24 protein-coding genes and 1 pseudogene are annotated in these 25,112 nt (G+C 35.3%); 20 read left to right on the top strand and 5 right to left on the bottom strand.

Features of this window, described 5'->3' with window-relative positions:
- The first annotated feature begins 91 nt into the window (after nucleotides 1–91).
- The 14 genes from ACONDI_RS10400 to ACONDI_RS10335 all read left to right on the top strand — a co-directional run bounded on the left by ACONDI_RS10400 (nucleotide 92) and on the right by ACONDI_RS10335 (nucleotide 13,445).
- Entirely contained in the window at nucleotides 92–946 is an 855-nt protein-coding gene (locus tag ACONDI_RS10400; protein ID WP_241078480.1) for a polysaccharide deacetylase family protein, read from the top strand.
- 221 nt (nucleotides 947–1,167) lie between these two features.
- The gene (locus ACONDI_RS10395) at nucleotides 1,168–2,397 is read left to right on the top strand and encodes an arginine deiminase (protein ID WP_241078479.1); all 1,230 of its coding nucleotides are present in this window, start codon (nucleotides 1,168–1,170) and stop codon (nucleotides 2,395–2,397) included.
- Between the two features lie 156 nt (nucleotides 2,398–2,553).
- Nucleotides 2,554–3,720: a trans-sulfuration enzyme family protein gene (locus tag ACONDI_RS10390; RefSeq protein WP_241078478.1), complete on the top strand. Its 1,167-nt coding sequence runs from the start codon at nucleotides 2,554–2,556 to the stop codon at nucleotides 3,718–3,720.
- A complete protein-coding gene (locus tag ACONDI_RS10385) occupies nucleotides 3,717–4,850 on the top strand; it encodes a trans-sulfuration enzyme family protein (protein ID WP_241078477.1) in 1,134 nt (377 codons plus the stop codon). The genes ACONDI_RS10390 and ACONDI_RS10385 overlap by 4 nt, the downstream gene beginning before the upstream one ends.
- Nucleotides 4,851–4,940: 90 nt before the next feature.
- Complete coding sequence (locus ACONDI_RS10380) at nucleotides 4,941–5,789, top strand: hypothetical protein (protein WP_241078476.1); 849 nt, start codon at nucleotides 4,941–4,943, stop codon at nucleotides 5,787–5,789.
- Nucleotides 5,790–5,829: 40 nt separating this feature from the next.
- The gene (gene kaiB / locus ACONDI_RS10375) at nucleotides 5,830–6,117 is read left to right on the top strand and encodes a circadian clock protein KaiB (protein ID WP_241078475.1); all 288 of its coding nucleotides are present in this window, start codon (nucleotides 5,830–5,832) and stop codon (nucleotides 6,115–6,117) included.
- Nucleotides 6,118–6,121: 4 nt separating this feature from the next.
- A complete protein-coding gene (gene kaiC, locus ACONDI_RS10370) occupies nucleotides 6,122–7,633 on the top strand; it encodes a circadian clock protein KaiC (RefSeq protein WP_241078474.1) in 1,512 nt (503 codons plus the stop codon).
- Nucleotides 7,634–7,644: 11 nt separating this feature from the next.
- A complete protein-coding gene (locus tag ACONDI_RS10365; protein ID WP_241078473.1) occupies nucleotides 7,645–9,657 on the top strand; it encodes a SpoIIE family protein phosphatase in 2,013 nt (670 codons plus the stop codon).
- Nucleotides 9,658–9,704: 47 nt separating this feature from the next.
- On the top strand, nucleotides 9,705–9,956 hold the full coding sequence (locus tag ACONDI_RS10360; RefSeq protein WP_241078472.1) for a hypothetical protein: 252 nt from the start codon (nucleotides 9,705–9,707) through the stop codon (nucleotides 9,954–9,956).
- 61 nt (nucleotides 9,957–10,017) lie between these two features.
- Nucleotides 10,018–11,148, top strand: a complete 1,131-nt coding sequence (locus ACONDI_RS10355) for a radical SAM protein (protein ID WP_241078471.1) — start codon at nucleotides 10,018–10,020, stop codon at nucleotides 11,146–11,148.
- Between the two features lie 37 nt (nucleotides 11,149–11,185).
- Nucleotides 11,186–11,509, top strand: a complete 324-nt coding sequence (locus ACONDI_RS10350) for a DUF4870 domain-containing protein (protein ID WP_241078470.1) — start codon at nucleotides 11,186–11,188, stop codon at nucleotides 11,507–11,509.
- A 26-nt stretch (nucleotides 11,510–11,535) separates the two neighbouring features.
- Nucleotides 11,536–12,057 (top strand): hypothetical protein, encoded by a 522-nt coding sequence (locus ACONDI_RS10345; protein WP_241078469.1) that lies wholly within the window; start codon nucleotides 11,536–11,538, stop codon nucleotides 12,055–12,057.
- 14 nt (nucleotides 12,058–12,071) lie between these two features.
- The gene (locus ACONDI_RS10340) at nucleotides 12,072–12,845 is read left to right on the top strand and encodes an ADP-ribosylglycohydrolase family protein (protein WP_241078468.1); all 774 of its coding nucleotides are present in this window, start codon (nucleotides 12,072–12,074) and stop codon (nucleotides 12,843–12,845) included.
- Between the two features lie 39 nt (nucleotides 12,846–12,884).
- Nucleotides 12,885–13,445, top strand: a complete 561-nt coding sequence (locus ACONDI_RS10335) for a DJ-1/PfpI family protein (RefSeq protein ID WP_241078467.1) — start codon at nucleotides 12,885–12,887, stop codon at nucleotides 13,443–13,445.
- A gap of 128 nt (nucleotides 13,446–13,573) precedes the next feature.
- Here ACONDI_RS10335 and lgt read toward each other — a convergent pair whose 3' ends face one another.
- From lgt to ACONDI_RS10315, 4 genes are all read right to left on the bottom strand, one after another.
- On the bottom strand, nucleotides 13,574–14,413 hold the full coding sequence (gene lgt / locus ACONDI_RS10330) for a prolipoprotein diacylglyceryl transferase (RefSeq protein WP_241078466.1): 840 nt from the start codon (nucleotides 14,411–14,413) through the stop codon (nucleotides 13,574–13,576).
- Between the two features lie 120 nt (nucleotides 14,414–14,533).
- Nucleotides 14,534–15,589 carry an ABC transporter ATP-binding protein gene (locus ACONDI_RS10325; RefSeq protein ID WP_241078465.1) on the bottom strand — a complete coding sequence of 352 codons (1,056 nt, stop codon included), beginning with the start codon at nucleotides 15,587–15,589 and terminating at the stop codon, nucleotides 14,534–14,536.
- Between the two features lie 81 nt (nucleotides 15,590–15,670).
- Complete coding sequence (locus tag ACONDI_RS10320) at nucleotides 15,671–17,350, bottom strand: ABC transporter permease (protein ID WP_241078464.1); 1,680 nt, start codon at nucleotides 17,348–17,350, stop codon at nucleotides 15,671–15,673.
- Nucleotides 17,351–17,451: 101 nt separating this feature from the next.
- Nucleotides 17,452–18,513, bottom strand: a complete 1,062-nt coding sequence (locus ACONDI_RS10315) for an extracellular solute-binding protein (RefSeq protein WP_241078463.1) — start codon at nucleotides 18,511–18,513, stop codon at nucleotides 17,452–17,454.
- 396 nt (nucleotides 18,514–18,909) lie between these two features.
- On the opposite strand from ACONDI_RS10315, the gene tsaA reads away from it, so the two are divergent.
- Nucleotides 18,910–19,395, top strand: coding sequence for a tRNA (N6-threonylcarbamoyladenosine(37)-N6)-methyltransferase TrmO (gene tsaA, locus ACONDI_RS10310; RefSeq protein ID WP_241078462.1), 486 nt, complete (start codon nucleotides 18,910–18,912; stop codon nucleotides 19,393–19,395).
- A gap of 15 nt (nucleotides 19,396–19,410) precedes the next feature.
- Here the strand turns inward: tsaA and ACONDI_RS15850 are convergent.
- Nucleotides 19,411–19,716: pseudogene (locus ACONDI_RS15850) on the bottom strand (arsenate reductase family protein); the annotation flags it as partial.
- 165 nt (nucleotides 19,717–19,881) lie between these two features.
- Between ACONDI_RS15850 and ACONDI_RS10305 the strand changes: the two are divergent.
- The 5 genes from ACONDI_RS10305 (at nucleotide 19,882) to ACONDI_RS10285 (ending at nucleotide 24,938) form a co-directional block, all read left to right on the top strand.
- Nucleotides 19,882–20,934 carry an HD-GYP domain-containing protein gene (locus ACONDI_RS10305; protein WP_241078461.1) on the top strand — a complete coding sequence of 351 codons (1,053 nt, stop codon included), beginning with the start codon at nucleotides 19,882–19,884 and terminating at the stop codon, nucleotides 20,932–20,934.
- Nucleotides 20,935–20,959: 25 nt separating this feature from the next.
- Nucleotides 20,960–22,318: an MATE family efflux transporter gene (locus ACONDI_RS10300; protein WP_241078460.1), complete on the top strand. Its 1,359-nt coding sequence runs from the start codon at nucleotides 20,960–20,962 to the stop codon at nucleotides 22,316–22,318.
- A 118-nt stretch (nucleotides 22,319–22,436) separates the two neighbouring features.
- A complete protein-coding gene (locus ACONDI_RS10295) occupies nucleotides 22,437–23,057 on the top strand; it encodes a DUF554 domain-containing protein (RefSeq protein ID WP_338086498.1) in 621 nt (206 codons plus the stop codon).
- A gap of 197 nt (nucleotides 23,058–23,254) precedes the next feature.
- Nucleotides 23,255–23,638 carry a MerR family transcriptional regulator gene (locus ACONDI_RS10290; RefSeq protein WP_241078459.1) on the top strand — a complete coding sequence of 128 codons (384 nt, stop codon included), beginning with the start codon at nucleotides 23,255–23,257 and terminating at the stop codon, nucleotides 23,636–23,638.
- Between the two features lie 49 nt (nucleotides 23,639–23,687).
- Nucleotides 23,688–24,938, top strand: a complete 1,251-nt coding sequence (locus ACONDI_RS10285; RefSeq protein ID WP_241078458.1) for an acyl-CoA dehydrogenase family protein — start codon at nucleotides 23,688–23,690, stop codon at nucleotides 24,936–24,938.
- Nucleotides 24,939–25,112: the final 174 nt, after the last annotated feature.

Here is a 25,112-nt window from a genome sequence, read left to right as displayed (position 1 = left end):
GAGTGATGACATTATAGTTAATATCTATTATAATTAGTGGATAGAGTAAAGAAGCATAACATGATACAATAGGGATAGGAGTAGATATATGATGAAAAAGAGATTACTAGCTATAAGCTTGATGTTAATTCTTTCTGCAAGTCTTTTAAATTTTACTGCCTGCAACACTAATGAAGAGACTACAAATAACGAAAAGCAAAATGTTGATAGAAATGGTGAAAGTAAAAGTAATAATGATCGCAATAACGGTAGGAATAATGAAAGTGGAGAAGTATTAGACAACGGCGGAATGATATTAACCTTTGATGACGGATATAAGACAGATTATGAAGTGGTGTATCCTATTTTAGAAGAAAAGGGTATACAAGCTGTGACCTATATATCTCCTATTTTTGCCGAAAAAAAATTAGGTGAATATATGAATTGGGAGCAGATAAAAGCATTAGATGAAGCCGGATGGGACGTGGAAGATCACACATATTCCCACCCAAATATGACAGAACTGACCGAACAAGATATACACCAGGAGATGGAGAAAGTAAATGAAACTTTTGAAAAGAAAGGATTAGATATACCAGAACATCATGCTCTACCCCACGGTGCTTACAATGACACAGTAAAAGATTTACTTTTTTCATATAGAACAACTGTAAGAAAAGCAGAGAACACATTAAATCCTTTCCCTCTTGAGGACAAATTTTTAGATGCGGTTGATATGGGGATACATTCGACAGATGGACTTAAAAGATTAATAGATAAGGCAATAGAGAAGCGTAAAATAGTTATATTTTTTACCCATGATGTTCAAGACGACCCTTTTGATTACGGTATAACTACGGATAAGTTTAAATCTGTTGTAGAGTATGCAGTAGATCAAGATATAGAGATATTAACCCTAACAGAACTTATGGAAAAACAGGAAATATCCCAAAAAGATGCTAGCTAAGCTAGCATCTTTTTTTGTTTAATGGGAACAACTAATACTGAGGAAAAAGTCATATGAGCAAAGTTTTGTTTTTAATTATAATACATCTTGATGCGGAAGCCTTATTTCGACTGCTGACGAGTTTTAGATGTATTAATTAAAAACACTCTACTTATGTGAATAGACTTTTTGCACCAGATTCAAAGTTTTATTATTTAAATTTCTTCAAATGGGGGAATAACATGAAAGTAGGAACATATCCAAAGGTGACAAGCGAAATAGGATATCTTGAAAAGGTCATACTACATAAACCAGGTAAAGAATTACTGCATATATATCCTACATATTTAGAACAAATGCTTTTTAATGAAATACCATGGCTTCATGGTGCGAGAAAAGAGCATGAACAATTTATTGAAAGGTTGAGGGGAGAAGGCGTTGAAGTACTTCTTTTAGATCAGTTGATGGAGGAGATATTAAGAGATGAAGAAATAAGGGTAAGCTTCATAAAAGAAAATCTAAAAGAATCTAGAATTACTGAACCCTTTACAATGGAAGCTATTTATAACTATTTACTTCAGTTAACGCCATCTGAGACAGTTGATGCCTTGATAAGAGGGCTTAACAAAAACTTTGTGCAAAACTTAAAAAAAACTAAATCATTGAGTGACTATACACAGCATTCATTTCCTTTTTATATTCCCCCTCTTCCCAGTATGTATTTTACTAGAGACCAAGGGGTTATGCTTGATAACAATATTTTGTTAACATCAATGGTATACCCAGTAAGAAAACGGGAAAGTTTATTTATAAAATATTTGACTTACTATCATCCCTTATTTTCAAACGCTGATAAAGGCATGGAATTTTCGCTGCCAAAAGGTTTAGAAGGCGGAGATGTACTAGTACTTTCTTCGGATACGGTGATGGTTGGTTTAAGTCAAAGAACTACTGAAGAAGCAATAGAAAAAGCAGCCAGACACCTTTTGATTGATAAAGGGATTTGTAAGCAAGTTCTTGTTGTTCAGATTCCTTTCAAGAAACAGTATCTTCATTTAGATATGGTGTTAAATCAGGTAGACCGGGACAAATTTTTGCTTTTTCCAGGGATTGAGAATAAAGTCCATTGTTATAGATTAACGTCTGGCTATCAAGATGGAGAAGGATATATTAGGTGCGAAAAAGAAAACTCTCTTAGAAAATTATTAGAAAATGCATTTGGCTTTTCTATACAAATAATTTACTCGGGAGGAAGTGATGATTTAACATCATCCAGGGAACAGCAGAGCGGTTCTAATAATATTCTTGTTGTTTCCCCGGGTAAAGTAGTGGCCTATAACAGGAATGAAATCACTAACGAAATATTATCTCGTAACGGAGTAAAGGTCTTAGACTTTGAAGGATCTGAGTTGATACGAGGTATGGGTGGCCCAAGATGTATGAGCATGCCAATACAAAGGCGTGAGCCTTAAATTAAGACAAGTAAAAATATGATTGTACTGCAAAAAGTTTATTCACATTATACAAAACAAAGCTTATCAAGGCTTTGTTTTTTTCTTGACAAAATCACCCTCACTCCTATATGATTAAAGGAATATTAAATGGGTGTGAACCGGAGGTGTGACTAAATGAGAGAAGAGAAAGAATTGAAGCTAGATACTATCCTTGCTAGATGTGGAGTTAACTTTGACTCTAAGACAGGTGCTATTAGCGTTCCCGTATATCAATCAGCTACCTTTAGCCATCCGTCAAAAGGAGAAAGCACAGGTTATGATTATTCTAGAAGCCTAAACCCTACAAGAGAAGCTTTAGAAAAGACAGCTGCAGAAATTGAAAATGCAAGCAGAGCATTTGCCTATTCTTCTGGAATGGCGGCAATAACAAGTATATTACCTCTTTTTAGGAGTAATGATCACATAATAGTATCTGATGACTTATACGGTGGAACATACAGGTTATTTGATCAGGTTTTTAGTCAGTTTGATTTGAGAGTATCATATGTTCCGACAGATAATTTAGAAGAAGTGGAGAAAAACATTAACAAAAATACCAGAGCAATATTTGTAGAAACCCCTACAAACCCATTGATGAAAATAACAGATTTAAAGGCGGTTAATGAACTTGCCAAAAGTTATGATCTTATGACAATTGTAGATAATACTTTTTTAACCCCTTATTTTCAAAAGCCAATACAGCTTGGAGCAGATATTGTTATTCACAGTGCAACGAAATATTTGGGCGGACATAATGACCTTGTTGCCGGGATAGTAGCTGTGAAGGATGAAAAGTTAGGTGAAAAGATAGAGTTCTTACAAAACTCTATTGGAGCAGTGCTTGGACCTCAGGATAGCTGGCTTTTGCTAAGGGGGCTAAAGACCCTTGGTATTAGACTTGACAGACAGGAACAAAATGCCAAAGAAATTGCCGGGTGGCTTGATAAGCACCCTTTAATAGAAAAAGTGTTTTACCCTGGATTACCCGAGCACCCGGGATATGAAATTATGAATAAACAGGCACAGGGATATGGTGCTATGATATCTTTTACAGTAAAAGATAGATCTCTAGTGCCAAAAGTTTTAAATAAATTAAATTTAATCTCATTTGCCGAAAGCCTTGGCGGTGTTGAATCACTGATAACTTTTCCTTCTGAGCAGACGCACGGAGATATTCCTAAAGAAACCAGGGAAAAAATCGGTATAACAGATGAGCTTCTTCGTCTGTCTGTTGGCATTGAAGGTGTGTCAGATTTAATTTATGATTTAGAAAAAGCTTTAGAAGGAGGCAAAAATCAATGAACATTGGAACCAAACTACTTCATATTGGTAACGAAGTTGATAAGATGACTGGGGCTGTCGTACCTCCTGTCCATTATGCTTCTACCTATAAGCAAACAAAAGCTACAGATATTGGTCCGTATGAGTATTCTAGAGGACAGAACCCTACTAGAGAGATTCTTGAAGAAAGCATAGCGAGTTTGGAGAATGGCTCGCATGGATTTGCATTTTCATCTGGGATGGCTGCAATTTCATCGGTATTCATGCTGTTTGCCCCCGGTGATCATATAGTTGCATGTGCTGATATCTATGGAGGAGCCTATAGGGCTTTAACCGGATTATTTAATAGATTTGATATAGAAGTAACCTTTGTGGATACTACAGATCTATCAAATATCGAAAAAGCTATTCAAAATAACACAAAAGCTGTTTATTTAGAAACTCCTAGTAATCCCTTGTTAAAGATTACAGATTTGAAGGGGGCTGCCCAAATAGCTAGAGATAATAACCTTTTATCAATAATAGATAATACCTTTATGTCACCCCTTCTTCAAAGGCCTGTTGACCTTGGGATAGATATTGTTGTGCACAGTGCTACTAAATTCTTGGCAGGGCACAGTGATGTTTTGGCTGGGCTTGCAGTTGTGAATGATGAAAAGCTAGCTAAGAGGTTGAAATTTGTACAAACATCTTTTGGTGCTGTTCTTGGACCCCAGGACTGCTGGTTGACATTAAGAGGTATTAAAACCCTAAAAGCTAGAATGAAAGAGCAGGAAGAATCTGCGATAAAAATTGCCGAGTGGCTTAGCGAAGATAGTAGGGTTGCAGAAGTTTTCTATCCAGGACTGCCCTCTCATCCTGGTAGGGAGATACATTTGGAGCAGGCAGATGGTTTTGGCGCGGTGCTTGGCTTTAAAGTTAAAAACAAAAATAAGGCTTTGAAAGTGATGGAAAATGTAAAAATCCCAGTTTTGGCTGTTAGCCTTGGAGCAGTTGAAAGCATTATATCTTATCCTACTACTATGTCCCACGGTTCTGTGCCAGACGATGTGAGAAAAGGGTTAGGAATTGAGGATAATTTGATCAGGCTGTCAGTTGGCTTAGAAGATGTAAATGATTTAATAGAAGACCTTGATGAAAATTTGGAATAATAATTTTTATTAATTTATGCTTTTTTGTAGGAATTTTCATGATTTTCGTAGAATTATACTACGTCAAATAAATAGAAAGTAGATATAATTTTGAAAGGAACTAGTAAAATGAGTTTTTTGATAATTGGTGAAAAGAATGATTTTTATGAACAGGTAGTAAATTATATTACAAAAAATTATATTGATGAAAAAATCTGCCAGTGTAGCTTTAACGAGATTAGTCAATTATTATGGAATGAGTTTCAGACTACTAATGTTTTTTTTGTAACTCTAAGACTAGATGATAAAATATTGGATAAGGTTTCCTACTTGAAGAGATTAGATAGCGAGCTAAGTATATTTGTTATTTATAATTCATATGAAGTTAAAGGACAAAGTGATCAAAACTATTATCTGTTAAGTAAAATTGATGCTTTATTAAAAGCCCCTGAAGAATCAGAACTTGTCCATCAAATGGAGCTAATCTTAAAGGAGAAAAAGTTTAGGAAAAATAACAAAACTGAACATTCATTTAAATCATCGTTATTAAAAGGCGAATTAAATATCAAAGAAGATTTTTTTGCAAAAAAAGAATTTGGGGATAAAGTTTTAGAGCAAACAAAAGAATTGCCAATCAAAGTAACTTTGCCGGATACATTTAAAAACCTCTTAGAAAAGTTTTATAAATTACTAACAGAGGCTGTAAGAAAAAGAATTTATCAGGAAAAAAGCAATGGAGATTTTGAAATATCAAAAGAAATAAATAAGATGGCTAGAGAACTATATCACTTGATGGCGCTGCCCAAAGATATTTTAGATATTTATACAGAAGCTTTAAGGAAGCTTAATAAAAGTATGCTTGAGCACAATATAAAAATTTATATTGATGAGGGAAGGATCTTAGTTATTGAAATTTTAGGTTATTTAATGCTTTATTACAGAATGTTATACGTTATATGAATCAAAATTTATTTATTTAATTTTAAGAGAGGTGCTATTTTTGTATCTACTTAGGCTTTATGTGACCGGTAAGACTCCTCGCTCTCAGAGGGCAATTGCAAACTTAAGAAAAATATGTGAAGAAGAACTTGATACAAAGTACGAAATGGAAGTTGTCGATGTTTTAGAACGTCCTCAACTTGCTGAAGATGAAAAAATAATGGCAACTCCAACTCTTGTTAAGCAGCTTCCACCGCCTTTAAGAAGAGTTATTGGAGATCTGTCAGATAGAGAAAAAGTTTTACTTGGGCTTGACTTAAAACCTTATAGTGCTGGGAGTGAAAACTAAACAAATGAAAAATTCTAACAAAAATAGCTTGCCTAAAGTCGAAACAGGTGTTCCTGGATTTGATTTAATATGTTTAGGCGGAATTCCAAGAGGAAGGACTACACTTGTTAGTGGGACTGCGGGTAGTGCTAAAACTGTTTTTGGAGCTCAGTTTTTGGTAGGTGGGATTGAAATTGGAGAAGCGGGAGTATTTGTCACATTTGAAGAAACCCCGGAAGATATTAAAGCTAATCTAAAAAGTTTTAACTGGGATGTAGAAAAGTGGGAAGAAGACAACAAGTGGGTATTTGTAGATGGTTCGCCTTCGCCAGAAGAGGAATTAAATTTTACCGGAGAGTTTGACCTAGAAGCTTTACTTGCTAGAATAAAGCACGCGGTCAAAAAAGTAGATGCAAAAAGAGTGACTTTAGATTCTCTTGGTTCTATATTTTACCATTTTGAAGATGCTTCTTTGGTTAGACATGAAATATATAAAATAGCTTATACACTTAAAAAAATGGGCGTGACTGCAGTTTTAACAGCAGAGCGAAGCGCAGAATATGGTGATATCTCACGTTTTGGAATAGAAGAATTTGTAACGGATAATGTCATTGTGCTTAGAAATGCAATGGATAAAGAGAAAAGAAGAAGAACGGTTGAAATATTAAAATTTCGAGGAACAATGCACCAAAAGGGTGAGTTTCCTTTTACTATAGACCCCTCAAGTGGTATCGTTGCTATTCCTCTTTCTGCTATGAAAATGGAACAGCGCTCAACAAATATAAGGATAACTTCAGGTAATAAAGGTTTAGATAAGATGTGTGATGGTGGATTTTTCAGAGACTGTGTTGCATTAATCTCAGGCGCTACTGGTACAGGTAAAACATTGATAACCACTGAATTTATTTCTGGTGGTACAGAAACAGGGGATAAGTGTATGTTATTTGCATTTGAGGAAAGCAGGGATCAACTTTTAAGAAATGCAAGTGGCTGGGGTGTTGACTTTGAAAGTATGGAGAAAGAAGGAAAATTAAAAATTATTTGTGAATATCCAGAAACAAGTACTTTAGAAGAACACTTAACTTTGATACAAGACTACATAAAAGAATTTCAGCCAACAAGGGTAGCGGTTGATAGTTTGTCAGCGTTAGAAAGGGTTTCTACTACCAAAGGTTTTAGAGAATTTGTAGTTTCTCTTTCCTCATTTTTAAAGGAAATGCAAATAACAGGTTTATTTACCTCTACTACCCCAAGCTTGCTAGGTGGTCCAACTATAACCGAAGCTCATATATCGACTATAACAGATTTAATTATTTTATTAAGATATGTTGAAGCTTTTGGTGAGATGAAAAGAGCTATAACTTTACTAAAGATGAGAGGTTCTACCCACGATAAGAGGATAAGAGAATATAACATAGATGGTAGAGGAATGACGATAGGGAGGCCTTTTGAGAATATGTCAGGTATTCTTTCAGGGGTATTTCAGCCTACGGTTCCAGAGGAGATTGAAAGATTAGACGACTTATTTGATGAATAGGAGAACTTGTCATGGTTAGATTAATATTTTCTTCTTTAATTGAAAAACTAAAAAGCGGTTCGTATGATTTAGCTCATGATGTACCTGCATTGGTATGTCGATTTACAGCTGATGACAAATTAACTGTTGTATATGTAAACGGATACTTTTGTTATTTTTTTAATACTATTCCTTCACATCTCCTGGGAAGAAGTTTTTTGAATTTAATGCCAAAGCATTATAGAAAAGAATTTAAAGACTTTGTTAGTGAATTAAATGAAAATAATTCTATTAGGACTTTGGAAAATAGCATATTTTCTGGAGATGATACCTTACGGTGGGTTAAATGGAGCTTAAGGGGGTTCTTTAATTATAAGGGTAAAGCAAAGGAATATTTAGCAATCGGCTATGATATTACTGAGAAGGTGGAAGCCTTTCAGGCTTTGAAAGAAAATGAAACTTTTAACCGTTCCATTGTGGATGCTATTCCAGATACCCTTTTAAGAATTAATGAGGAAGGTAGACTAATCGGAATATGGGAAAAAGATAAAGAATACTTTTTTAATAATGGTCAGGATTTGCTTGGCAAAAAAATTGACGAGATTTTACCTGATGATTTTACAGAAAAAATGTATGAATACATAGAAAAAACTCTATCCGAAAACAGTTTAAATACCTTTGAGTTTGGTGTTATGAATGATGGTAACGAGATTTTTAGTAATAATTTTTATGAAGTTAGACTTGCCCCTAATGAAGGTAGCGAGGTGACATGTTTTATAAGGGATATAACTGATAAGAAATGGGCAGACAAAAAGATCAAAGAATACACAAAAAGAATTGAGACCAAAAATGAAGAGCTAAGCTCTTTATATGAGCGTATCAACAATCAGGTCAAAAAAGCTAGAATACTTCACTTAAATACACTACCTCAGAATTTTCCGGCTCTAAAGAATATTTCTATAGAAGGCTACTATCAAGCTGCAGAAGATATAGGAGGAGACTTTTATAATGTAATTAATGTTGGGGATAAACTATTCTTTTATCTAACAGATGTGACGGGTCATGGTTTAGATAGTACTATAATGGCAAACTTTATAAAAAATACTTTGGATGGATATATATCTACGGTGATGGAATTTTTTGATTCCGATTATGAAAAAAATATAACCCCAAAAAAACTAATGAAACACCTTCAAAAAAGATATTATAATGAAAATTTCCCCCAGGAGTTCTTTATCTGTATATTTATAGGTGTTATTGATCTTAACGCATTAGAGCTTAAATATTCAACTGTGGGATTTCAAACTCCTGTTTTGTTTGCTTCTACTAACAATAACTTACAACACCTTCCAACCGGTGGACTACCAATATCTAAATTAATTTCCTCGGAGTTTAATGATTTTAGTGAATATACCCAAAAGCTTTCTCCTGGTTCGACTCTTTTGATTACAACTGATGGTCTTACAGAAGAAGAAAAAAATGGCGAGTATTTTGAAGAAAAATCTATAAAAATTTTTGAAAAAAATTATTACTTACCGCCAGACCTTATAAAGCATAATATAAATGAAGGGTTTAAAGAATTTACCGGGTATTATCAGGGAGAAGATGATATCACATATCTGATTGTTCAGAGTATACCAGAAGACACAGAAACTACCTGCTTTGAAATTAATAGTGATTTTGTCCTGGTACCAGAATTGTTAGAAAAAATAAAAAACTTCTATGTAAAGGATTGGCCTTATAATCCAGATATTGATACCTATATAATGAGTATTAATGAAATGATTTTAAATGCTATGGAGCATGGTAATAACCTGGACTTTGATAAAAAAGTAAAGGTTTGGCTTACTAAATCTAATCTTTATTTAAAAACCAGCATTCAAGATGAAGGAAGTGGATTTCACTGGAAAAGCAGGGTTGGTAAAGAGTTAAAACTGGAGGAGATAGATGGGAGAGGCCTGGGTATAAATATAGCCAGACAAGGTTGTGACTATTTGTATTATAATGATAAAGGTAATACTGTGAAATTGGTTAAGACTTTATGATATAATGTCATAAAACAATATTTATTAATGATCGGGGGACTCTACTTTTGGACGAAAAACACTGCAATTTTTGTGGAGTGGCAGATCAAAGACTCTCGACTCAAATGATACGAACAAAATTTTCATTTGGTAAAACCTTTCCTGTTGAATATGAGAATGTTGTTTTATGTGATGAATGTACTAAAAAGTACGAAAAAAAGAATAACCTAGCTAAAGTTGGCGCGGTAATTGCCCTGATTGTAATATTTTCTTTTATGGGCTTAAAATTTTTCTTTCTGTATAGCTCTATAACATTTTAGATTTTAAAGAATTTAAGATAAAATAGAACCTCCAAGAAAGCCCTTTGGGAGGTGGAAAAAGATGGTGGAAATATATGAAATGGGGCCTATAAGGCCTCCTAATGAGGCAGAGAGCTTACTGATTAGAGTTACTAGGAATTGTCCCTGGAATAAATGTTTGTTTTGCCCTGTTTATAAAAATCGGAAATTCTCTAAAAGATCTGTGGAAGAGGTACTATCAGACATAAATAACATAAAAGAAGGAGAAAAGAAGGTCAGAGAGATGGCAGTCAAACTAACAGGCAAAGAGGAAGTGACAAAAGAAGTAGTAAAAGAAGTGTATAGCCATGAGAGAAGATTTTTACAAATAGCATTATGGTTACAGGGTGGAGGCAAGAATGTATTTTTGCAGGATGCTGATAATCTTGCTGTAAAAACAGAAGATTTAGCCCAGATACTACGAAACATAAAAGAAACTTTTCCCCAGGTGGAAAGGATAACGACTTATGCTAGAGCCAAAACTGCTTCAAAGAAATCACTTGAAGAATTAAAAGAATTAAAAAAAGCGGGTTTGACAAGAGTTCATTTGGGACTTGAGACAGGTCACGGCCCACTTCTCGAATATATAAAAAAAGGTGTTACTCCTGATGAGCATATTGAAGGTGGGCTAAAATTAAAAGAAGCTGGCTTGTCTTTAAGTGAATATGTAATCCTAGGTCTTGGAGGTCAGGATTTGACAACAGAGCATGCTTTGGATACTGCAAGGGTATTATCCAAAATTAATCCTCACTATATTAGAGTTAGAACCCTTGGAGTAAGAGAGGGGATACCTCTTGTAGAAAAAGTAAGAGACGGAGGTTTAAAGCTTGCCAGTGATATAGAAATTCTTAAAGAAAAGAAACTACTGATTGAAAATTTGGATGTAGACAGTTATTTTAGAAGTGATCATATTTTGAATTTGCTTGAAGAAGTAAATGGCAAACTGCCTGAAGATAAAGAGAAAATGATTAGTATTATAGATGAATTTTTAGAACTAACTGAGGAAGAACAGCAGAACTTTTGTGTTGGAAGAAGATTAGGACTTTATCGTTATGCTGGAGATATGGGAAATAAGGAATTGTTTAACAGAGTAGATATATTAAAGGAGGATCTTGAAAACCGGGGGAAATCACCGGAAAGGTTAATATGTGAACTTGGTGGAAAATTCATTTAAATTTATTCAAAAATATTTCAAAGTGAGGTTTTATGATATGGGGCAAATGGCAAAAGATACTAGCATGTCTGTGGTAGCACATGTTTTGGGACTTTTGACTGGATTTTTGGGGCCGCTTGTTATGTATCTGGTGTACAAAGAAAATGATTTTAATAGGGATCAAATCATTGAAGCACTGAACTTTCAGTTAACAATAATTATTGGTTATTTAATTTCTGGTGTTTTAATGTTAGTATTAATCGGATTTTTACTTGCTTTTGCTGTAGGAATATTTTCCTTTATCTTTTGTATTATTGCTGCAGTTGAATCTAGTAAAGGTAATGCATACAGATACCCTTTTGCTATCAGGTTTATAAAATAAAGCGTTGAATGCGGGGTGGTTTATAATTGGGTAGGCTTTATGGAAAAGTAGGAGGAAAATCAAAAGGATATTATATTGAAAGCGAGATTTCATCCGATGAACTTGAAATAAAAGGAAACCTTGGAGGAAAGCTTCAAGGACATGATATAGATCTTAACTTATCGTCAGAGCTAACTGAAATATCTGGTCGTTTAGGGCGAGATAATTTGGAGAAAAACCTAAAGTTATCCCTTCATAAAGAGGGCCCTAAGAATAATATTTATTACGACATAATTGGCAAGTTAAATGAAAAAGCTTCTTACTGCGATGTTTCTTTAGAAGGTTCAATAACTGAAGGGTTTTCTGGCCGAATTGGTGAAGAGGTCGGCTATAATGTAGAGCTAAAAGTTTTTAAAAATGACGGTAAAATAACCGGAAGACTGGGAGGGAAAATAGTGGGGGCCAATGTAGACATCAATTATGAATATTTCCCCCCTGTTCTTGGGATAATTATAATTTCATTGACTTACAGCCTTTACTTAGAAAATCATGGAAAATCGAAGCATTAGTGAGGTGTTCTTTGTTGTGGGGAGCTATTTGTGGGGACATTATAGGTTCGACATATGAGGGAAATCCTGTCAAATCAGAAGAGATCGATCTTTTCCCTATGGGGAGTGTTTATACAGACGATAGTGTTTTGACAGTGGCTGTAGCTGATGCGATTCTTAATGATATTAACTATGCCAAAAAACTTAAAGAATACGGTAGAAAATACCCTAATGCCGGTTATGGTGGAAACTTTATGCGTTGGATATTTAGTGATAGTTACGAGCCCTATGGCAGTTTTGGCAATGGATCGGCAATGAGAGTTAGCCCTGTAGGTTTTGCTTATGATAATTTAGAAAAAGTAAATGAAGAGGCTAAAAAGAGTTCGGCAGCTACTCACGACCACCCTGAGGGCATAAAAGGGGCACAGGCAACAGCCGCAGCTGTTTATTTAGCAAGAAATAATCATGATAAGAGCGAGATAAAAGAATATATAACAAACAATTTTAGCTACGATTTAGAAAGATGTGTTGAAGAGATCAGACCTGGGTATTCATTTGACGTTACCTGTCAGGGTTCTGTGCCAGAGTCAATAATATGTTTTTTGGAATCTAAAGATCTAGAAGATGCCATTAGAAAAGGAATATCTTTAGGTGGAGATAGTGATACAATTGCTTGTATAGCAGGAAGTATAGCATACGCATATTACAATGAGGTACCAGAGTCCATTTTAACAAAAGTTAAAGAAAAATTAGATAGTCACCTGCTAAAAGTTATTGAAGAATTTAATACCAAAATTATAAAATCTTAGCAAAATTATTTAGTTAGTTAGATTAAGGAGATGATATAGTTGAAATTAGGATTTGTTATTTTTGAAGGGATGACATCTTTAGATTTTGTAGGAGCTTATGATCCAATTGTAAGGCTAAAAGGAATGGGATTTGTTGAAGATTTTGATTTTGATATAATATCACATTCAAAAGATGAAATTCGGGATATTAATGGTTTATGTTTTAAGCCTGATAAGATGGGAACTGACCTAGGACAGTATGATATGCTAATTATACCTGGAGGATTAAAGGCCAAAGAGTTTACTGGTGACAAGGACTTTGTCGAGTGGATAAAAACTGCAAAAGACTGCAAACAGCTCGTGTCTGTTTGCACAGGGTCTTTGATTTTAGGAGCGGCAGGATTTTTACATGATAAAAGAGCTACCACACATCCAGATTATTTTGACCTTCTTAAAGACTACTGCAAAGAATCTTTGAATGAGAGGATCGTGGATGAAGGTGAAATAATAACAGCAAGGGGTGTAACTTCTTCTATAGATGTTGGTTTATATATTTGTGAAAAAATTGCAGGGCACGAAGTAAAAGAAAAAATCAGAAAAAGAATGGATTATCAAACTTAAACACCTGCCTGCTACCAACGTGTCGGGGGAATTTATTTGCTAAAAATCTCGCAAATTAAAAGCTTATGGTAGCAGGGCATGTGTTTTTATTGATACTAGGTTTAGTCGGCGGGAGAGTCAAGCTGTCTTTAGCCGTGAACAAAATAAAAGATAAAGGTGGAGACGATTATTAATGCAAGTGTAAGCAGAATTGTCTGTATAGGTCGAACTTCGAGTTCGGCTTTTTTGTTTTTTAATGAATTATTGCTTATACTTTCAGCTTTCATTTTGTTCATGAAGTATATAGCCACCACTATTCCAATACCACTTAGTAGATGGCTGATAGTTATAGGGCCTATTATTTCGGGGTTGATACGACTGAACTCTACAACTGCCCTATTAACAGAATACCCCAGGACAAAGATCAAGAATAATTGACCTTCATATAAAATAGTTTTTCTTTTGATCCATAAGAAAGCAAAAAGAGAATAATTTAAAACTGCTTCATATATTTGAGCCGGATGGTACTGCGTTCCTTCGATTTCAACTCCAAAGGGAAGTGCCCCTTCTATTGGAGCACCAAAAACATCACAGCCTATCCTTCCAATAGCAAGTCCAAGAGCTAACACAGGTGCTATTGTGTCCAATATTTTCATTAACGGAAGACTGTTTTTTCTGCTAAATATATAAGCCGTCAAAAACCCTCCGATTATCCCCCCATGTACTGAAAGCCCACCTTGATGGATAAACAATATTTCTATGGGATTTTGTATGAAGTGTAGAGGATTATAAAAGATCACATAAGCTAACCTTGCGCCAATAAAAATACCGACTAAAGCATATAATGACGCATCAATTAATATCTCAGTTTCTAAATTTCTTCTTTTAGCTTCAAAAAGGAACACAAACATACTTGTTAGTATTGCTATTGCAGCCATTACCCCAAAAAAATGCACATCAAAAGGTCCGACGCTAAAAAGATGCCTCACAGCAAATCACCTACAATCCTATAGTAGTATATGAAATATTATAAACCTATTATAACATATAGTAGGTGATAGGCAATAGCAAAATTAAATTTTGATTTAGTCTTTTTATTAATACATCTATTAATCATGTCTGATAACTGCAACAAAGTGAGGTAGTACTGTGAGTTTAACAGTGTCTCCAATATTAACTTCTTCTTCAGGGTGTATATGTGTTAATAATTCCTGCTTGGAACCATCATCTAATTTTACTTCTACCACTGCATCAATGGATTCACCGGTAAAGATTGTTTCTTTTATACAGCCTGTCATACTGCCTTTTTTATCCATCTCTAGGCTGTCTGGCCTAATAGATATATAAACTTCTTCTCCGGATTTAAAACCGTGAGTATGGTTACAGGGTATAACTCCTATATTCGTAATTACAGACTTTTCGTCTTTATTCATCTTACCTTCCAAAATGTTAGACTGACCTACAAAATTAGCTACAAACTTATTTTCAGGATACTGATAGATTTCTTTTGGTGTGCCGTACTGCTGAATAACACCTTCATTCATGACTACAATTTTATCAGATATAGCCAGTGCATCTTTTTGGTCATGGGATACAAAGACCGCAGTTGCTCCAGCTTCCTTAATAATTCTTTTGACCTGAAGGCGCATCTGTACTCTCATATCAGCATCTAAGTTACTAAAAGGTTCATCTAACAAAATGACAACAGGTTTTCTAACTAGAGCTCTAGCCAGGGCCACTCTTTGCTGCTGACCTCCTGACAATTCATTTGGATACCTATCTTCATACCCATTTAGGCCAACAGATTCTATAACTTGCTTAACTCTGGAATTATAGTCTTTTCCTTTATAGCCAAAGCCAATATTTTTAAAAACATTTAAATGAGGGAAAAGAGCATAGTCCTGAAATACCATCCCTACTCCCCGATTTTCAGGCGGGATATGGGTGCTGTGATCACATACTGTTTTTCCTGCAAGTGCAATACTTCCTTCTTCGGGTTGTTCAAAACCTGCAATAAGCCTGAGGGTAGTAGATTTACCACAACCACTAGGTCCAAGTAAGGTTACTATTGAACCTTCATTGACATTTAGATTAAGATTTTTTACCGCCGGTTCTTCTGTACCAATATATGTTTTAGTAACATTCTTTAACTCTATATCATACATGATCATACCACTCCTTATAGAAAATTTAGCATTGATTCTACTGCAAAAAATTATATGAACAAAGTTTTGTTTGTAATTGTATCAGTATTTACTTAACATATACCTTAAAGGAATAATCGACACCAAAATGATCAAAAGTGCGCCTGGTGCTGCAAAGTGGTAGATGCCGTCATGTGCTTCAAAATATACTCGTATAGCAAGAGTGTCAAAGCCAGGTGGTCTTAGCATTAGCGAAGCTGGAAGCTCTTTGATTGAGCTTACAAAAACAAGTGCCCCACCGGCCAAAATCCCTGGGAGCATATTTGGCAGGATGACTTTAAACATCACCTTCCACGGTGGACAACCTAAGCTTCTTGCAGCCTCATCAATTTTGGGTGAGATAAGACTTAAGGATGCTTCGCCTGCCTGCATCGCTTGAGGTAGAAAACGAATAACCAGAGCTATTGCTATAACTATGAATGTGCCATACAACCAGGGGATATGGTTGTTAAAGATAAAAACCACACCAAGAGCCACTATTACTCCGGGAAGTGCGTAACCTGCATAACTAAATCTATCAATAACGCTTGAGATTACTGAAGGGTATCTGGCTTTTAGATAAATCACCGGTACAGAAAGAAACATGCAGATTAAAGAAGTTATAACTGAAACCTGCAGACTATTCAAAACAGCATTAAAGAACCGGTTGTTTAGAGCTCCCATTTGTATTCCAATATTTGACCAGTAAGCTAATACACTGATAGGAATTAAAACAGAAAAAATAAACACAAGGCTTACGTAGAATAAAGCGATAGGTTTGTATTTTCCTAATTGTAAAATAGCAGGCTCTCTAAAGCTGTTTGAAGTCTGATAATATTTGTTAGTTTTTCTAGTACTGGACTCAAGCCACATTATAATAACTGTCAATAAAATAAGAACCAGGCTTAAAACTGCTGCAGAAGCTGTATCAAAACCTGTTCTTTGAAAATAAATAGCAGCAGTAAAAGTAACATACCTAAGCATTGCAATAGCGCCAAAGTCAGACAGAACATAAAGGGAGACAAGAATAGCTCCTGCCCCTATTGCCGGGCGAAGCATAGGTAGGGTCACATTCCAAAAAACCTGTTTTGTATTTAACCCCTGGATTCTAGCTGCTTCTTCAAAGTTATTATTCATCTTTCGAAGAGAGGCACTTGTAATAAGATAAACGTAAGGGTAAGTAAACATAGTTAAAACAAAAAAGACTCCCCAAAATGAGTAAATATCAACAGGATACTCCCCAAATAAGCTAGTTAAAAAGGAAGACTCTATCCACAAATCTCTAAGCCACCCGCTTCTACCAAATACAATAATGAAAGTAACAGCACCAACATAAGGAGGTATGACCAAAGGTAATGCCAGGAGCCATCGCCATAACTTTTTGCCCGGCAAATCGGTTCTTACAACGATAAAGGCAAGAGAGACTCCAATTACTACTGCACATAGTGATACGGCAGCAGTGAGAGAGATAGTGTTCCATAATAGCACTGGAATTCTTTCGTCCAAAAGCCTCATCCATCGTTCTGCACCTGCAAAGACAGATTGCCACAACACGTATATAGTTGGGATTATCATGATTGAAGCAATAATTAAACCAATCAAAAGAAGTAAAAAGCCAGGTGGATTTCCTTTCCAAATCTGCAACCACTTTCTATTTAGAAATTGGAGAAAGGTTGGAGAGTTTTTTTCTCCAACCTCAGTAATATTTTGATTTTCGTTAATCTTTTCTGCAAGTTTTTTCATAACTGTTTCCTCCTAGTTATTGCCAACCATCTACATATTAACTTATTTCACACTATACTACCTGTAAAATTATCATTGCTATCCTTTGGCCTTTTGGTTCCTTATCTTAAATCAAGATCTAGCCCTGAATCTTCAATCAAATCGGTGGTATCATCATAATAGTTGCCAAGCTCTTTGATTGGCATATCTTGTACTTTCAGATCGTCAAAATCGACTATATAAGGCTCGATCTCTGAAGGGTATTCTGCTCCATATTCTGAATTTATTAGAAGCTCTAATGATTCTCCAACGAAGGCAACCTGGTTTTCTGGTTCTAATAACCACTCCAAAAATAACTTGGCGTTTTCTTCATTCGGGGCATTATTAATAAGCCCTGCCCCTGCTGCGTTAGCTATAGTTCCCATTTCATCTTCTCCCTGATCTGGGTAGATGAAACCTACATTGTTATTATCCGGCTCTACTAACTGCTGGTGGAAATAATAGTTATTAACGAGACCAAAGGCATGTTCTCCAGCTCCTACCGCTCTTCTAATATCACTATGCCCCTGGTTAATACTGGCGGCATTTTCCCTAATTGCCTGAATCCACTCAGAAGTTTTCTCATCACCCCACTCATAACGAAGTGCTGATACATTACCTATCATACCGCCATTACCGCCTCTAGTGATTGCATAACCACCTTCAATATCTGTCCATTTTGGATCTTTCAAGTCTTCAATACTATCAGGCATTTCCTCTTCACTTATCATATCTTTGTTGTAGATAAACCCTCTTGATCTAGATGAGATTGCAAAGAATGAATTATCTTCGGATCGGAAGTTTTCAGGGATACTTTCTATTCCATCAAAGTCTGCACCCTGTAGTAAACCCTCTTGATCCAAATATCCCAAAGCTCCCAAATCATTTGATATAAAAACATCAGCCTGAACATTATTTGCTTCTTCCTTTACCTGCAAAGGGTCTGCTCCGTGTAGCGCTCTTACTTCAATACCGGTATCTTCAGTGAATTTGTCTAGTAAGTTTTCTACAAACCTTTCATTTCTAGCAGAATATACTACTAACTCATCAGAACTTCCACCTGCTTCATCTCCGCAACCTGTAAGTAATAAGCCGAGTGATAGTCCCCCCACTAGCATAATAATTATTAGTTTTTTTGAATTCATATCTCTTCCCCCCTGAATTTTTAAGAAGCATTATTTTAACAGAAACAGCGAGAATGATTCTCAATGAATGTGAAAAATTTTTGTTTGATTTATTAACACATAATATTGCTTAATAACTCATAGAATGAGAATCATTCTCAAACTGTTGCTATGGATTGATTATATTCTCTTTAATATTAATTGTAAAGAGGACAAATATCCTGAAATGATAAAATATCTGTCCCATACTTACTAATAATTTTAAAATCAACGGTTTCAATCTGCAACTGATTTTTTGTGTCTTATATTTAAATCTACATTAATAGTGTTTTAAGTAATTTAAAGAAAATTATTTTTATAGTGTTTAACTTTGCTTTATAAGTTAAAATATAGTAAAAGGGAGGTGTGGATTAAAAAATGAGAAAGATTGAATATAGTCCAATAGGGATTATTAGATCGCCTCACAAAAAACCGGAAGGGACTCCAATACAGCCTACAGCTGCAATGGGTTACAAAGGCGAAGTTGAGGTGTTTTCAGATTATGTGGATGGACTTAAGGACTTAGATGGTTTTTCTCATATTTATCTTATATATCATTTTCATTTGATCAAAAGATCAAGATTAAGATGTGTTCCTTTCTTAGATGACAAAGAACGCGGAATATTTTCTGTTAGAGGACCTGCCAGGCCCAATCCTATAGGTTTTTCTGTTGTAAAATTAATGGGCATAGAAGATAATATTCTCCATGTTGGAGATATTGATGTAGTTGATGGAACTCCTTTATTAGATATTAAACCTTATGTAAATGAATATGATGCAAGAAAAGACACAAGGATTGGCTGGCTAGAAAAAAATATTGATAGACTTCAGGGATCTGAGGATGATGGAAGGTTTTTAGATTAATATAGCGTTGTTTTTTTAGATTGAAAAAGTATCTTTTATTTTATCTTCATCATAACCTATTAGCGCTTTTTCACCGTCTGTTATTATAGGTCGTTTAATTGCTTTTGGGTTATTTGTTAATGTTTTTGCCAGATCATCTTCATTAAGAGAATTAACATCTATATCTAATTCTTTATAGGCCTTACTTTTTTTATTTACTAACTTATCAGTTTCTTCACCTGCTAGTTTTGCCAGGTTTTTTAACTCGTCTTCTTCTGGTGGATTTTTAACAAGATCAATATAATCGAAGTCAACTTCCTTTTCTGAAAGCCACGCTTTCGCTTTTTGACAGGTTCTTCATTTAGTGTAGCAGTAAAATTTTAGCACTTGTAGACCCTCCTTAAATTTTGTTCTTGTGTTATAATATTATTGCATAGTATTTCCGCTATTGCAAATAATTATTTTCGCCATTATTATGACCATGTCAAAAAGAAAGGGGCGCTAGTTTTGCCTACTTACAAGGTGTCAGAGCTTACCCCGGGAATGAAATTGGGGCAGGACATAGTATCTTCTCAAGGTGTTACCTTGATTCCTATAGATACCATATTAAATGAAAAGATAATTTCATATATAAGAAGTTGGAGATTTGAAAAAGTTGTGATAAAAAAAGAAGAAAAAGAGGTTCAACAGGAAAGACAACAGGAGTATGAAGAGTTCAAAGAAAGTTATAACAAATCCTTAGATTCGGTAAAAAGCCTGTTTGATGGTGTAAAAAAAGGAGATAATATTCCAGCAAAAGAAGTTGAAACTTTAGGGGATGAACTTTTAGGTTATAGTGAAAGTTTTTTCAATTTAAAGTTAATAAATCAATTGAAGCGAAAAGATAGTTATACTTATCAGCATGGAATGAACGTTGGGATATATTCAGCCATGCTTGGCAGATGGCTTGGAGTTTCTGACGAAAATCAGCAAATTCTTATGATAGCAGGGCTTTTACACGATATTGGGAAATACCATGTTCCTGATAATATTTTAAAGAAGCCAGGTCCTTTGAATAAAGAAGAGTTTGCGGAGATAAAAAAACATACGGTCTATGGATACGAAATTTTAAATGAGGCAGAAGAATTGAAAGAAAAGTATGGTTCTAGTATAACTGTGAGCGCTCTGCAGCATCACGAGAAAAGGGATGGAAGCGGTTATCCCAAAGGAATTAAAGGAAGTGAAATAAATCCAATTGCCAAAATTGTTGCTGTTGCTGATATTTTTGATGCTATGACAAGCAATAGGGTTTACAAATCTAAAGATTCCCCATTTAAGGCTGTAGAACAGCTTCATGATGACAGCTTTCATAAACTAGACCCAAAAGCTGCCAGAACCTTTTTGGAAAAAATATCTGATATGTTTGTTGGAGCAAGTGTAGTATTAGATAATGATGAAATTGGAGAGATTGTAATGTTAAACATGCATTCTCTTACAAGACCGTTAATAAGAGTGGGAGAAACATTTAAAGATTTGAGCCAGGATTATTCAGTTAATATAGTTGATATGATATTTACGTAGATATGATTGGGGAGGATTATTAATAATGCAGCAAAATGATACGGCAAGGATGGGTACAGAAAATATTATGAAGCTTATGCTTCAGTTTTCCCTTCCTTCTACTGTAGGTATGGTGGTAATGGCCACATATAATATCATGGATACTTTTTTCATCGGGATGTTAGGAAGCGAAGCCATAGCTGCCTTAACTGTTGCCCATCCTATTCAGATGCTTCTTGGTTCTGTTGCTATAGGAACTGGAGTGGGGGCAGCTTCTTTGATTTCTAGGTCCCTTGGAAGCGGAGATAATGAAGAAGCAGAAAAAGCTCTTGGTCAGGTGATTGGTTTATCTATAATCTATAGTATTATTGTTTTTGTTGGAGGGTTATTTGTTTTAGAACCCATTTTGGTTATGGCAGGAGCAACACCTGAAATTTTGCCTCTTGCGTGGGAATATATAATAGTTATTACAAGTGGATCAATAATGTTTTTCCTTCTTATGGGACTTAATAATGTGCTTAGGGCAGAGGGGAGCCCTATTCTTTCTATGAAAGTGATGATTGTTTCTGCAGTTGTTAATATTATCTTAGACCCAATTTTTATTTTTTTATTTGGCCTTGGAGTTCAGGGTGCTGCAGTTGCTACAGTCCTTGCCAAAGTTGCAGGTATAATTATTATATTCTGGAGGTTTCTAGGCCCAAATAGTGTTTTAAAACTTAGATTAAAAAATATTAAACCTACTGTTAAAACAGTTCTAGAAATTTATAGGATAGGTGTCCCGGCAATGGTACTTCCTTTTTCAATAAATATATCGCACATGGTGGCAAATAGTATTCTTGCAGGCTATGGTCATGTGCCTGTAGCAGTAATGGGGTTATTTTTCAGGCTTCAGATGTTAGCGATAATGCCTGCTATTGGGTTCAAGCAAGGGCTTCTTCCTCTTATCGGTTATAATTATGGGGCAGGGTATAACGATAGAATTAGAGAAGTACTTGTCAAAGGGGTGGGTATTAGCACTTTATTCATAACTGTTTTTGGTGCTGCCTATTTTATCAGTCCTGGATTTTTCTTGGGCCTTTTCACCACGGATCCAGAGCTTCTTGAACTTGGAACGGGTGCTCTAAGGATAATGGTTATTATGTTTCCCTTGCTTGGGCTTCATAATATGGCTTCTGTGTATTTTCAAGCCGTGGGAAAAGGACTTCCTTCGCTGTTTCTGTCTTTACTAAGAGAAGCCATGCTCTTTATTCCTATAGTTTTGTTGTTATCAAACATATATGGTTTGGAAGGAGTTTGGTTTTCGCGTCCTTTAAGTGATTTTCTTGCTTTTATAGTAACAGGTATATTGGTTTTATGGGAATTCAAACTACAAAAACAATTTTCAATTAAAAGGAATCAGGCATAATTGTCTAAGTAATTTGGGCAGGAAGGAGTAATATCATGCAGTTCTTCGAACTAGCAAATGCTCTTACAGGCACTGCAGTTAACTTTGGTGCTGTAATTTTGGGTTCTTTGCTGGAGTAATATTAAAAAAAGGAATACCAGAAAACATAAAAACAACAGTTATGCAGGGGATTGCCCTCGTGGTTATTTATCTTGGAATGTCTATGGCATTTGAAGGAGCTGAGATCCTGATAACTATCTTTAGTATGGTCCTTGGTGGGATATTAGGAGAGGCTTTTGGAATTGAAAAACGGCTTAACTCTCTAGGGGATAGACTAAAAGCTAAGGTCGGAAGTGAAGAAGGTCAATTTACGGAAGGTTTTGTATTTGCTAGTCTGATATACTGCGTAGGTGCACTTGCAGTGGTTGGTTCCCTTGAAAGTGGAATTAATAATAATCATGAAATATTATATACCAAATCTCTTTTAGATGGGACTTCTGCTATCGCATTTACTTCTAGTTTAGGGATAGGTGTTATGTTTTCAGCTATCCCGGTTTTTTTGTATCAGGGTAGTATTGCTCTTTTGGCAGGAAGCATCTCTGGATTTTTGGCAGATGAAGTGATAGCAGAGATGACATCAGTAGGTGGGCTTTTGATTATGGCTATAGGTCTTAATATACTAAATATTATAGAGATAAAGATTGCAAATTTATTGCCAGCTATATTAATAGCAGGTGTAATTGCTAATATATTCCTGTAAAATAGCTAGCAAATGTTTGCCTCTCATGCCAACGCTCATAAAAAATTAGCAAAATACATGCTAATTTAAAAACTCCTTATGGCATGAAAGGTAAACATAGTACATAAGGTAAAGCTTGCTCTAAGTTGTTAGAAAATTTAACATATTGACGTTAACGTTAACTAGAGTTAAAATAAAAGGAAGGAGTTGTTTGAATTATGAATGTCTTTACAATATCGGACTTAGCAGATGAATTTGATATTAGTACACGTACTATTCGCTATTATGAGGAAGTTGGGTTGATACAGCCATTAGAAAGACAAGTAGGTAAGCAGCGTCTTTATGATCGAAAGGCCAGGGCAAGGTTAAAACTTATCCTTCGCGGTAAAAAATTTGGCTTTTCACTAAATGAGATTAAAGAAATGATTGAACTCTACGAAGTAGACCCAACAGAAAAAGAACAGCTAAAAAAAACCATTGAATACGGAGATCAAAAACTTGAAGAAATAGAAGAAAAAATTGAAGAATTGACACTTTTAAAAGAAGAAATTCTAAATCTACGTTCTAAGTTTGTTGAGAAACTAAAGGAACTAGATAGATGACTGGAGATTATGAATAGAATTTTATTAAATCAAATGGAGGTATATTTAAATGTTTGATCATCTTTTGAGTGAAAAACAGCTAAAATTTCGGGAAGAGGTAAGAGACTTTGTTTCCCAGGTGCCAAGGCAAATGATCCTTGATATGGATGCAGATGAAATTAAATTTCCAAAAGAATTTTTACAGGAAGCTGGTAGAAGAAATCTTATGGGTTGTAGATATCCTGAGAAGTGGGGCGGAAGAGACATGGACTGGGTGACAACGACTATGGTAATGGAAGAGATAGGAACCCTTGGTTATATATTTGCCTGTACCTTTGGAGTAGGAGCTGAGCTTGTATGTGATGCAATTATTCAGCATGGCACGGACTACCAAAAAGAAAAGTACGTAAAACCCTTGCTTGCTGGAGAAAAATTCGCTGCTGAGTGTCTGACGGAGCCAAGAGGAGGTTCTGATTTTTTTGGGACGTCGACTATTGCCGAGGATAAAGGCGATCATTTTGTGCTTAATGGCCAAAAAAGATTTATCGTTGGGGCAGAGGGAGCGGATTTTTTCCTGGCTTATGCAAGGACAAATAGTGATCCAAATGTAGATCCAAGAAAAGCTCTTACATGCTTTATCGTTGACAGGACAGATGATGTTAGAGTTGATTATATATATGGCCTGATGGGTTGTAGAGGTGGAGGCACAGGAAGGTTAGTTTTTGATAATGTAAAAGTTCCTAAAGAAAATATAGTTGGTGAGCTACACGGAGCTTATCCTGTCTTTAACACCATGATGATTCCCGAGAGACTAGGGACTTCTGCTATGACAATAGGACCTGCTCGTTCAGCCCTTGATGTCGCTACGAAATATACCAGCCGTCGTAAGCAGTTTGGTCAGCCTATTAATCGTTTTCAGGGAGTTAGTTTTCAAGTGGCTGACGCAGTGAAATTAGTAGATGCCTGCAGATCACAAGTTTATACTACTGGTTCGGCTGTTGATAACGGTGTTGAAGAGAAAAAGATTAGAAGATTTATCTGCCAGACCAAAAAATTTGTTACTGAGTCCTGTCAGGAGGCAGTTAGGAAATGTATGCAGGTGATGGGAGGGATAGGATATACTGATATCTATCCTATTGAACGTCACTCAAGAGACCTTGGTCTTGCTTCAATCTGGGTAGGTACAAATGAAGTCATGTCGGTAGTAACAGCCCATGAATGGTATAGAGAGTATGAGAAAAACAGACAGATAACAAAAGAACGTGATTATGAACAAGATGCAAGAGAGGCAGAAGCAAAAGAAGAAAAGATATATGAATAAATAGACAAATTAAACTTATTATGCGGCAATTAACGGCCTTGTAATGGTTAGATATTATAAGGCCGTTAATATTTCTCGAAATTTTAAAAATTGTAGAACAAAAGTTATAGCCCTGGAGGTAATTTGACTAATCAGATAGAAAGATATAGAAATATAGTTGAATATGAATATTAT

This window comes from Natranaerofaba carboxydovora (assembly GCF_022539405.1).
GTDB classification, from domain to species: Bacteria; Bacillota; Natranaerobiia; order Natranaerobiales; family Natranaerofabaceae; genus Natranaerofaba; species Natranaerofaba carboxydovora.
The sequence above is the reverse complement of the archived record's forward strand: the minus strand, read 5'-3'. Positions and strand labels throughout refer to the sequence as shown.